This is a genomic window from Candidatus Deferrimicrobiaceae bacterium, assembly GCA_035256765.1.
Classification (GTDB): domain Bacteria; phylum Desulfobacterota; class Deferrimicrobia; order Deferrimicrobiales; family Deferrimicrobiaceae; genus CSP1-8.
Genome location: DATEXR010000005.1, coordinates 1 through 10,906 on the forward strand (window position 1 = coordinate 1; position 10,906 = coordinate 10,906).

The following is a 10,906-nucleotide window of genomic DNA, read 5'->3' on the forward strand; positions in this document are numbered from 1 at the left end:
AAGGACCGACGCGAACGCACGCACCGCCGTCGTCTTCCCCGTCCCCTTCTCCCCCCGGATCAGAACCCCCCCGATCGACGGGTCCACCGCGTTCACCAACAGACCCTTCTTCATCAACTCCTGACCCACGATCGCGCTGAATGGAAAAAGACGCATGCTCCTATCCCCGTATCATGGGATGAAGAAAAGGAAGAAGCGGTGGCCCCTGGGGTCGGCCGGCAAGGGGTTGAGGCGGCCGGGAGAGGTTCCACGGCGGTACCCGCTCTTCCATGGGCGATTCTCCCACAATATCAGATATTTCAAAACAACGGTGTAAAAGAAAGGCCGGCAGGGGGGGCGGTCAGGACCGGTACGGTTCCTCTCCCGGAGGAAGCGCATCGAGAAACTCGGCGAAATGTTCCTCGATCCCGGGGGGGACCGACGTCGGATCCTCTCCGCCGTTCAGGGCACGAATGAACGCCCCGCAGATTTCGCACCGGTTTCGATGCGCGTCGAACAGCACCGACAGGGACGGGGAAAGCCGTTTCTCCCGGAACGCCCGGAGGAGCGACCGGACCTCCTTCCTTCGTTCCTCCGCGGCCAACGCAAGGTATTTCTCGATCCCTTTATGGTGCTCCCTCGCCTTCGCGATCACGAACGATCTCAGCCGCTCCCGGAACTCCTCGGGGATCTCGGAAAGACGGACCTGCCGGCAGATGATCCTGGTCTTGTCGTAGGTGTTGAGGAAGTTCGTGCACGAGTCGCACATCTCGATGTGGACATCCAGCTCCCCCCGAAGCTGCTCCTCCATGGTGCCGTCGAGGTAATCCCCCAGCAGGTAGGCCAGCTCCTTGCAGTTCATGACGCCTATGCCACCTTCCCTTCCCTCAGATACCGGGAAAGCTGTTCCCGCAGGTAGAGGCGCGCACGGTGGAGGCGCGATTTCACGGCGGGGACCGTCAAGCCCAGGATCTGCGCGGTTTCCTCGTTCGACAGGCCTTCGACGTCGCTCAAGACGAAGACCACACGGTATTTCTCCGAAAGATCCTCGGTGAACTTTTTGATCACGTTCCCCAGCTCCTTGTCGAGCATCTTCCGCTCGACTTCCTTGCTCCAGTCCTCCACGGGGCTCGCATGCATCCCGTCTTCCGTGAAGACCGGCATGAATTCCTCGATCGAGACCGTCTCCTGGCGGCGCTTCCCGCGGAGCCTCATCAGGCAGGCGTTCACGCAGATCCGGTAGATCCAGGAGTAGAGCGCCGAATTGCCCTTGAACGTGTGCGCCTTCTGGAACACCGTCAGGAACACGTCCTGGGCCGCTTCCTCGGCGTCGCTCTCGTTCTTCAGGATCGACATCGCGAGGCCGTAGATCTTCCCGTGGAACCGCTGGAACAGGACCTCGACCGCCTCGTCGGACCCTTTCCGAAGCTCCTCCAAAAGAACCTTGTCGTCGAACAGCCGCTCCGCGTGCATGCGCTGCTCCTGCTTAGATTCGACCGTCGGGACCCGGATTCGTTTACAGCCTGAATTGCAACGATTACCATGTTTTTCCCCGCAGGCGCAAGAGCCGCCCCGCACCTTCGGAATCCTTTCGCGCCTTTCGCGCCTTTCACGCTTGGCCGCGCGACGGATTTGCCTTACAATCGTAGGAAACGCCGGCTTTTTCCGGCCGTCGGGAGATCTATGTGAAAGCGAACCGCAATTGCTGCTTTTTCGCCGCCCTGCTGGCCGCCGGGACTCTTACCTTCCTCCTTGCCGTGGCCAAAAGGGGAAAACCCCCGATGTCGCTGCCCTCTTCTCCCCCGGAGGGAGGCGAGAGGGAAGGAGAATTCGAGCTCTTCATCGGATCGTAAGGAAAGTCGAAAGGAAAGGAATCCCCTCTCCAAGGCGCCGACGTGAATCTTCTTCCCCCTGCAGCCGGGGAAAAAGGCAGCGTCCGTTCCGGTTCCCGCCCTCCCCCTCCTCCGCATCCAACCTCCCCTTCCCCGGTCCGTAAAGAAAGGGGGGAAACCGGCCGATATCTTCTTGGGAAAGGAAAAAACGCTTTGGTATCGATTGATCTGCGCCCGATCGCCTGATTTCGGGGGATCCATATGCCGGAAATCCGTTTCTCCCGAAATCCGGGGTTGACACGATTCCCTTATTGGGGAAAATGTTCCTTACTATCCGAATCGGAGCTTCGATGAAACGGGTCCTTTTCCTGATCCCCGCATTTCTTTTGTTTATTCTCTTCAGCACGTACATCAATCCACCTCCCCCACAGATCGATTCTTCCCCCTCCCCTTCCGAAGGAACGACCGGGGAAATGCCCCGGAAGATCCCCGTGACCTCCCGCCTGATCGAGGACGTAGTAAAGCGCGGGGAGACGATGGTCGACATCTTCCAAAAGTACGGTCTGGATATTCAGGAACTGCTCCGCCTCAGGGAAGCGTCCGCAGGCATCCACCGATTACGGAACATCTCCGCGGGGAAACCGTACAAGATCGAATTGGCGCCGGACAACAGCGTCCTCTCGCTTACGTATCAGATCAACGACGACGTCCTGCTCAACGTCACCCGCTTCGACCCCGAGTTCCGGGCGGAAAAAATCGTGATCCCGTACGAAACGAGAGAGGGCACCTTCGGAGGGCGCATCGAGAGCAACCTCTACGACTGCCTGGGGAACGACGGAGAGTCCGGACCGCTTGCGTACGCCCTCGCCGACATCTTCTCCTGGGACATCGACTTCACGACCGACCTGCGGAAGGGGGACACCTTCCGGTTCGTCGTCGAGGAACTGTGGCTGGGCGGCCGGTTCAAGCGGTACGGGGAGATCCTCGCCGCCGAGTTCGTAAACGACGGGACGACGTCCCGGGCGTTCCGGTACGAGGGCCCCGACGGGCGTGCCGGCTATTACGACGACAAGGGGAAATCGCTCCAGCGCTCCTTCCTGAAGGCCCCGCTGAGCTACCGCCGCATCAGCTCCGGGTTCACTTTCCACCGGATGCACCCGATCCTGAAGATCCGCCGGCCCCACCTGGGCGTCGACTACGTCGCGCCCCGGGGAACCCCGGTGTCCGCCCTGGGAGACGGGACCGTCCTGTTCGCCGGGTACAAGGGGGCCAACGGCAACCTCGTGATCCTGCGGCACCCGAAGGGGTTCACCACCTACTATGGCCACCTCGCAAAGATCCGGAAGGGAATCCGGCGAGGCGCCCGGATCGCGCAGGGCGACGTCGTCGGGTACGTCGGGGCCACCGGCCGCGCCACCGGCCCCCACCTCGACTTCCGGATGAAGCAGGCGAGCCGGTTCGTAAACCCCCTCAAGGTCGACATCCCCCGCAGCGGGGGGATCCCGAAGCAACTCCTCGCCGACTATGACAAGAAACGGCACGCGCTGGGGCTCGCGCTCGCCTCGATCGTCCCCGCCCCGCCGGAGCCGGGCACGCGCACCGCGGAACGGACGGCCGCGTCGGGCCGCTGAACCGGCCCGTTCCTCCCCCATGGCTCGATCCGTCCCGGGAGGGGCTTACGCCGGACCGAGGTTTCTTCTTTTTTTGCCATGAAACCGGAATGACGGTATTTTCTTCCCAGAGGAGACGGCCTGACGCCTGACCGGAGGCGGGGCCTTCTCCTGTAGGAAGGGGCGGCGAATTCACCATGAAACGGGTCGTTTTCTTTGTCCTTCTCGTCGGGGTGCTTCTGCCCCCGGTCGCCTTCGCGTCCGGGGAGGACCCTTCCCTGCCGCTACTTCTCTACCTCGTCGTGATCCTGCTGGCTGCGAAACTGATGGGGCACATCGGGGTGCTCCTCGGGCAGCCGGCCGTCCTGGGCGAGCTCCTGGCCGGGATCCTCTTGGGGAACCTACCCCTCCTCGGCGTCCAGGGGCTTGCAGGGATCGACACGGACCCGTATGTCGACATCCTCGCGAGGATCGGCGTGGTCATCCTCCTGTTCTCCGTCGGGGCCGAGTCGACCATCCGGGACATCCTGAACGTGGGTCTCTCCTCCCTCCTGGTGGCCTTGCTGGGCGTTGCCGCGCCGTTTGGCCTGGGATGGTTCGTGGGCGCCTGGCTCCTGCCGGAGCAATCCGTCTATACCCACGTCTTCTTGGGGGCGACGCTGTGCGCGACGAGCGTCGGGATCACGGCGCGCGTTCTCCAGAACATAGGAAAATCCCGGGACAAGGAGTCGCGGATCATCCTCGGGGCCGCGGTGATCGATGACGTCCTGGGCCTCATTATCCTCGCCACCGTCTCCGGGATCATCCTCGCCGCGGACCAGGGGGAGAAGATGAGTCTGTGGTCCCAGGCCCAAATCGCTCTCAAGGCGGGGGGGTTCCTGGTCTTCGCCCTCATGCTCGGGTCGTTCCTGACGCCGAAGATCTTCTGGAGGGCCGCGAAGCTTCGGGGGCCCGGGGTCCTCCTGGGGGTATCCCTCGCCTTCTGCTTCCTCCTCTCGTACCTCGCCGGGATCTCCGGCCTCGCCCCGATCGTGGGGGCGTTCGCCGCCGGCCTGCTCCTCGAATCGGTCCACTTCCGGGAATTCGGGGAGCGGGAGATCCACTACCTCGAGGACGCCCTCCGCCCCATCATGGAATTTCTCGTTCCGGTATTCTTCGTCCAGATGGGGGCCAAGGTGGACATCCGGGTCTTCTCATCCACGGATGCCCTGTGGCTCGCACTCGCCTTGACCGTCGCCGCCATCGCGGGGAAGCAGTTGTGCTCCCTGGGAGTTCTGGGGAAAGGGATCAACCGGTGGGCCGTCGGATTCGGGATGATCCCCCGCGGGGAGGTCGGGCTGATCTTCGCGAGCCTCGGGGCGACCCTCATCCTCGGGGGAGAAAGGATCATCGACAACACCACCTACTCGGCGGTCGTCATCATGGTGCTCGTCACCACCCTCATCACCCCGCCGCTGCTCAAGTGGGCCCTGGCCGGGAAGCCGAAAGAGGAGGAAGGGTAGAATCCGCTTCCCTCACGGTGCTCGCGGGCGGCTATCGCTCCGCCGCCTCGGAGGGGGCTCCGTTCGTGGCTCGCCGTGCGGTGAATCTGCACGGCTGCGCTTAACCTCACAGCGCACCCACTCCTTCGGCTTGCTACGCTATTTCGGCACCCGCGAAACGGCGCCCGCTCGCTGCCATTCCGCTCGACGCAATTCAACGGGGACATTCCTGATTCATATCCGGGATGCGGGAGAGGAGTGTCCCCGCCCATGATGTTAAGGCGCCTCGAATTTATACCCGACGCCGTAGACCGAGCGGATCCACTCCTCGCCCGGGACGGCGGCCTCGATCTTCCTGCGCAGCTTTTTCACGTGGCTGTCGATCGTGCGGTCGCTGACGACGCGCTGGTCGGAATAGATCCGATCCATCAGCTGGCTGCGGGAATAGATGCGCCCCGGGTTCGATGCCAGGAGATGGAGCAACTGGAACTCCACGGCCGTGAGGGGAAGGGCAACGCCGCGGAGGGTCGCCTGGTAGCGATCCTTGTCGAGGAAAAGCCCGTGACTGGCGGGAGACGGCTGCCCGCCTGCGCGGCGCAGCACCGCCTTGACCCGCGCGACGACCTCGCGGGGGCTGTAGGGCTTGCAGATATAGTCGTCCGCCCCGAGTTCCAGCCCGAGCAGGCGGTCGATCTCCTCCACGCGCGCCGTCACCATGAGGATCGGGACCGGGGAGAAGGAGCGGATCTCCTTGCAGATCTCCATGCCGTCCTTGCCCGGCAGCATCAGGTCGAGCAGGACCAGGTCGGGGGCTTTCTCCCGGACCCAGGGAACGACCGCCAGGCCATCCCCGAGGCAGTGCGCTTCGTATCCCGCCTGCTCCAGGTAATCCCTGAGCACGCCGGCAAGCCTTGGCTCGTCCTCGACCACAAGGATCTTCCCGGGCATATCTTCCTATCCGCTCACGGGCAATTCCACCCTCACCCAAAGGCCTCCCAGCGGGGAGGAGAGGGCGGTGATGGTTCCCTTGTGGGCCTCGACGATGTTCCGGCAGATCGCCAGGCCAAGCCCCGCACCGCCCGTGGCCCGGCTTCGGGATCCCTCCACCCGGTAGAGCCGGTCGAAGAGCTTCCCCGTTTCCGTCCCGGCCACGCCGGGAGCCGAGTCCTGGAAATGAATGGTGGCCGTCTCGCCATCCCGTTCGATGCGGACCCGCAACCGGCCGCCGGGATCGGTGTATTTCAGGGAGTTCTCCAGAAGGTTGGAGAATAACTGGTGCAGCCGATCGGCGTCCGCGAACAGGGGGATGGCCGGGCCGGGGGAAAGATCCGTCTCCAGGGAAATGTTCTTGTCGGCGAATTCCGATCGGTACAGATCCAATGCCTGGTGGAGCACAGAGGCGAGGTCGGTGTCCGACATGCGGTACGTCAGGGCGCCGATGTCCGAAAGGGAGAGTTCATAGAGATCGTCCACCAGCCGGCTCAATTTCATCACTTCCCCATGCAGGCCGCCGATCGCCTCGGGGGTGGCCGCGCGGATCCCGTCCTGCATCGCCTCGATCTCCCCCCGGAGCACGGACAGAGGGGTCCGCAGTTCGTGGGAGATGTCGGCGACCCACTGCCGTCGCGCCTGCTCGTTTTTCTCGAGGGTCAGGGCCAGCGTGTTGAAATCCCGGGCAAGCCGGCCCAGTTCGTCGGACGACGAGACCTGCACGCGCACGTCGTACTTTCCGGAGGCCAGCCGGTGCGTCGCTTCGGCCAGGTCCCCGATTCGTTTCACCATCCGATGGGCGAGGGGGAAGGATAATAGAGCCGCCCCGCAGACCATGGCCAGGGCAATGAGGGCGAAGGCCTGTTTCTGTTCCCGGACGAACCGCAACTGGTGGGCGTCGGAAAGGATTCTCGAGGGCACCCATCCCACATACCCCACCGTTTCCCCTCCACGCATCAGCGGTTTTAGCGCAAGGTCCCCCGGAAGCTCGGAGGGGCCGAAGATCCGGTTTTTCCCGGCGTCCAGCAGCACGAACCTGCGCCCCGGATGCCTCGCCCATTCCGGCGGCATCCTTCCGGCCGCCATGCGCTGCCCCCTTCGCGGCCGGGACGGCTCCCCCCTCTCGCCGGAAAGGCCCTCTCCGGTCGATCCCGGCGGAGGGGATTCCCGGAGACGGTCCGGGAGAGAATCCCGGAGCATCTCGCGCCAGCGGCGGGGGTCCTCCTGAAGAAACCGCCAGGAACCCTCCCCGGCGTAACCTTCCTCGAGTTCGCTGGCCAGGGCGTCGAGACGCGTGAGTTCCATCGTCTTCACGTAGTTGAGAAATCCCCGGTCGAAGCTCCACCGCATCACCAGAAACATGCAGACGACCACGCCCCCGGCGGCCGCCAGCATGGCGAGAAACAGTTTGTATTGGATCCGGATCTTCACGCCCCCTCCCGAAATCGTGCCCGACCTCACGATCTCCCATAGCACAGCGGAATCGGGGAAAACCAGAGATATCCCGGTCCCCCCGAGAATTTCCTCATTTCCTCCCCATTTCGTCCACATTCGACGGGTTTAATCGGTCATGACGATGGACGTCAAACACGGATCGGAAAGGAGATCGCGATGAAGACGATGGGAGCAAATGTCATGAAAACCTTGGGGATCCTGGCGATTCTGGCCATGATTCCGGCATACGGGTACGCCTTCGGAGGCCATGGGGATGGACGGCACCGGCAGGGTCCGCCGCAGGAGGCGATCGACGCGTGTGCGGGACTCCGCGAGGGGGACGCGGTCCAGTTCACCACTCCCCGCGGGGATGCCGTGTCGGGTACCTGCCGGCAGATCCAGGGCCAAATGGTCGCCGTGCCGGAAGGGGGTCCTTCCGGCGGTCGAATGGGAAAGGGGTCAGGGCGGCACTTCGCCCGGTTGGCCAAGGCCCTCGATCTGACGGATGCCCAAAAGGAGCAGGTCAAGACCATTCTCGAAACCGAGAGGGAGAAAGTCGCTCCGTTTCGGCAGAAGCTTGGGGAAACCCGGGAGAAGATCCGCCGGGCCGTGGAGGCGGAGCCCTTCGACGAGGCGGCGGTTCGTTCCCTGGCGGCTAGCCAGAACGAGACGCGCACCGAGTTGATGGTGTCCCGGGCCCGGGTCAAAAGCCAAATCTTCGCCCTTCTCTCCCCCGAACAGCGGGAACGGGCAAAGAAATTCCATCCCTGGGGGGAGAAACGGCCCGGCCGCGACTCATGGAAGTAAACCCCTGTTTCCCGGGGTTTTCCTTTCGCGCACCAGCGGTTGCCGGGGTGGAAGGCCCCGGCAACCGCACCTGCGAAGACTTTCCCTGTGCAACGGAGGTCTGACGGACGACGACACGACCCCCGCGTTGAAGCGAAGCGATCTTCGGAAGCAAGAATTCGTTTGGGAGGGAATCCGGATGCTCAAGTTAAAAATCCTTCTGGATTTACGCACTTGTTGTCAGCGTCACAAAACTCTCCTATTTCGATAGATACGCCGGCATGCTTGCCGCAGAAGGCTTATGGAGCAGGTTCGACGATGCTGACCGCCTGCTGCGCCTCCCAGTCCTGAACGGCCGAAAGAACCTCTTCGGGGGTACGGCAGGACCGGATCTTCAGGAGAAAGTGGCGGTTCCGGGAAACCCTCGCGAGGATCCCCAGGATCTGGACCTGGGAGTCGGGAGACTCCGCGGGCGTGAGCACCAGGAAGATGTACTCCACCGGTTTTTCGAGGGAGAGGTCCTCCACCCCCTGGCGGGTGACGCCCATGGCGACGATGGGATTTTCCAGGTTCTCCACGCGCGCGTGGGGGAACGCGACCCCCTCGTTGAAGAACGTCGACCCCTCCTCTTCCCGCTTCAGGATCAGTCCGAGAACCGTCGCCGGATCGCCGATCCCGCTGTCCGACACTGCCGCGTCCACCAAGGTGCGCAACGCAAGCTCCTTCCGGACCGGCTGGTTCCATATCACGATGCCCCGGGTGCTGATCAGGTTGCTCAGGACCGGCAGCCTGGAAGCGGGAGGAACCGTTCCTTCGGTGGTTCGCGGGGGGGGTGCTTCACTTATTCCCCTCTCCGGAGTCGGCCGCGGGTGGGCCGCCTCTTCCTCTCGCGTGTCGAGGACGACGACGGTCATCCCCATCGCGTTGTGGATCAGCCGGTCCACCGTGCTGCGCTCTCCCATCCATCGCTTCCAGGCGGGGAGGGGGGTCGGGCTTCCCACGACGATGGTCCCGACCCGGTATTCCCTGGCGAAACGGAGGAGGGTGTCCGCGATGTCCTCCCCCTTGTACGTGAAAACCATCGCACCCAGCTGCTTGGCGAGGATCAGGGTACCGGAGAGGATGCGCTGTGTATGCGCGTCGATGACCGTCGGCTCCTCGGAAGGGGTCTGCACGTAGACGGCGTACCAGTTCCGGTTGAGTTTTCCCGCCAGCCGGGAAGCGTACCGGAGCAGCGCCTCCCCCTTGGGGCCGCGGGAGCTCAGGCACACCATGATCTGGTCCGGGGCCGCGACGGCCTCTTCTTCCGGGGTCTCCCGCCGGCGCTGGTCGATCTGCGAGGCGAGCTCCCGAAGGGTCAGCTCCCGGAGCTTCTCCAGGTTCGCCGCCTTGAAGAAATTCTCCAGCGCGGTCTGGATCCGCTCCGGCGGGTATACCTTCCCCTCCAGCAGGCGCTTGCGGAGATCTTCGGTCGTCAGGTCGACGTTCACGAGCTGGTCCGCCTCGCCGAGCACCGTGTCCGGTATCCGCTCCCGGATCTTGACGTGGGTCGCCTTCTCCACCATGTCGTAGAGGCTTTCCAGGTGCTGGATGTTCAGCGTAGTGATGACGTGGATCCCCTCGGCCAGGATGTCCTGGACATCCTGGTACCGTTTGGGGTTCCGGCTGCCGGGAACGTTGGTGTGTGCCAATTCGTCGATGAGGGCTACCTGGGGTTTCCTGGCCAGGACGGCGGAAAGGTCCATTTCCTCGAGGACCACGCTCCGGTACTCCTGCCGGCGGCGCGGGACGACCTCCAGTCCCTCGATCAGCTTCGCGGTTTCCGCCCGCCCGTGGGTCTCCACCAGCCCGACGACGACGTCGATCCCCTCGTCCTTGAGGCGGTGCCCTTCCAGGAGCATCTGGTATGTTTTCCCGACGCCGGCGCCGTACCCGAGGTAGACCTTCAGCCGTCCGCGCCCCGCGCGGCGGATCAATCGGAGGAAAGTGTCGGCCCGCTCTTCCGGCATACCGGTTACATTTTACCGTCCAGCGAAAGGTTCAGTGTCAGGACGTTTACCCTGGGTTCCCCCAGCAACCCCAGGGTTCTCCCTTCCGTGTGCGCTCCGACCTTCGCCAGGACGTCTTTTTCGCCGATGCCGCGCGCCTTCGCGACGCGAGCCGACTGCAGCAAGGCATTCCGGACGCTGATGTGGGGGTCCAGCCCGCTCGCCGAGGACGTCACGGCGTCGGCCGGCACCCGCGCATCCGGGGGCAGGCCGTTTTCCGCCCGGTAGGCGTCGACGCGCTCCTTGACGCTCTCGATCAGTTTTTTCGACGTCGGCCCCAGATTCGTGCCCGAGGAGCTGGCGGCGTCGTACCCCTGCCCCGCCGCCGAGGGGCGGGGGTGGAAATACTTCGGAGCGGTGAACCCCTGGGCCAGGAGGGAGGATCCGGCGACCTTCCCGTCCACCTGGACCAGGGAGCCGTTGGCCTTGCGGGAAAACAGTCCCTGGCCGACGGCCCAGACGACCGCCGGGTAGATGCCGCAGCACAGGACCGCCAGCAGCAGCGTGGCGGCGATCGAGGCGCGGAGTTCCGCGACAAGGTCCTTCATGGGTCTCCCTCCTCACGCGAGATGGAACATGTTCACTGCGATGTCGACGATCTTGATCCCCGGGAAGGGGAGCAGCACCCCGCCCAGCCCGTAGATCAGGAGGTTGCGGCGCAGCAGCGCCCCAGCGCCCAGCGGCCGGAAATGCACCCCGCGGAGGGCCAGGGGGATGAGCGCGACGATGATGAGGGCGTTGAAGAT

At 63.9% G+C, this 10,906-nt stretch carries 11 protein-coding genes; 4 read left to right on the forward strand and 7 right to left on the reverse strand.

The window, feature by feature from the left end; genetic code table 11:
- Positions 1-340: 340 nt before the first annotated feature.
- A complete protein-coding gene (locus VJ307_00095; GenBank protein ID HJX72524.1) occupies positions 341-841 on the reverse strand; it encodes a zf-HC2 domain-containing protein in 501 nt (166 codons plus the stop codon).
- A gap of 5 nt (positions 842-846) precedes the next feature.
- Positions 847-1,452, reverse strand: coding sequence for a sigma-70 family RNA polymerase sigma factor (locus VJ307_00100; protein HJX72525.1), 606 nt, complete (start codon positions 1,450-1,452; stop codon positions 847-849).
- Positions 1,453-1,664: 212 nt separating this feature from the next.
- Here VJ307_00100 and VJ307_00105 point away from each other — a divergent pair, with 212 nt between their 5' ends.
- The 3 genes from VJ307_00105 to VJ307_00115 all read left to right on the forward strand — a co-directional run bounded on the left by VJ307_00105 (position 1,665) and on the right by VJ307_00115 (position 4,923).
- Positions 1,665-1,832, forward strand: a complete 168-nt coding sequence (locus tag VJ307_00105; protein HJX72526.1) for a hypothetical protein — start codon at positions 1,665-1,667, stop codon at positions 1,830-1,832.
- 452 nt (positions 1,833-2,284) lie between these two features.
- Positions 2,285-3,442 carry a peptidoglycan DD-metalloendopeptidase family protein gene (locus tag VJ307_00110; protein ID HJX72527.1) on the forward strand — a complete coding sequence of 386 codons (1,158 nt, stop codon included), beginning with the start codon at positions 2,285-2,287 and terminating at the stop codon, positions 3,440-3,442.
- Positions 3,443-3,618: 176 nt separating this feature from the next.
- Positions 3,619-4,923, forward strand: a complete 1,305-nt coding sequence (locus VJ307_00115; protein ID HJX72528.1) for a cation:proton antiporter — start codon at positions 3,619-3,621, stop codon at positions 4,921-4,923.
- Between the two features lie 255 nt (positions 4,924-5,178).
- Here VJ307_00115 and VJ307_00120 read toward each other — a convergent pair whose 3' ends face one another.
- Both VJ307_00120 and VJ307_00125 read right to left on the reverse strand, forming a co-directional pair.
- Entirely contained in the window at positions 5,179-5,850 is a 672-nt protein-coding gene (locus tag VJ307_00120; protein HJX72529.1) for a response regulator, read from the reverse strand.
- A 6-nt stretch (positions 5,851-5,856) separates the two neighbouring features.
- Positions 5,857-7,323, reverse strand: coding sequence for an ATP-binding protein (locus VJ307_00125; protein ID HJX72530.1), 1,467 nt, complete (start codon positions 7,321-7,323; stop codon positions 5,857-5,859).
- Positions 7,324-7,503: 180 nt separating this feature from the next.
- On the opposite strand from VJ307_00125, the gene VJ307_00130 reads away from it, so the two are divergent.
- A complete protein-coding gene (locus tag VJ307_00130) occupies positions 7,504-8,133 on the forward strand; it encodes a Spy/CpxP family protein refolding chaperone (protein ID HJX72531.1) in 630 nt (209 codons plus the stop codon).
- A gap of 278 nt (positions 8,134-8,411) precedes the next feature.
- On the opposite strand, the gene VJ307_00135 is transcribed toward VJ307_00130, so the two are convergent.
- From VJ307_00135 to VJ307_00145, 3 genes are all read right to left on the reverse strand, one after another.
- Positions 8,412-10,088, reverse strand: a complete 1,677-nt coding sequence (locus VJ307_00135; GenBank protein HJX72532.1) for a PTS sugar transporter subunit IIA — start codon at positions 10,086-10,088, stop codon at positions 8,412-8,414.
- Between the two features lie 38 nt (positions 10,089-10,126).
- Complete coding sequence (gene kdpC / locus VJ307_00140; protein ID HJX72533.1) at positions 10,127-10,708, reverse strand: K(+)-transporting ATPase subunit C; 582 nt, start codon at positions 10,706-10,708, stop codon at positions 10,127-10,129.
- 12 nt (positions 10,709-10,720) lie between these two features.
- A partial coding sequence (locus VJ307_00145) for a hypothetical protein (GenBank protein HJX72534.1) occupies positions 10,721-10,906 on the reverse strand: 186 nt, incomplete at its 5' end.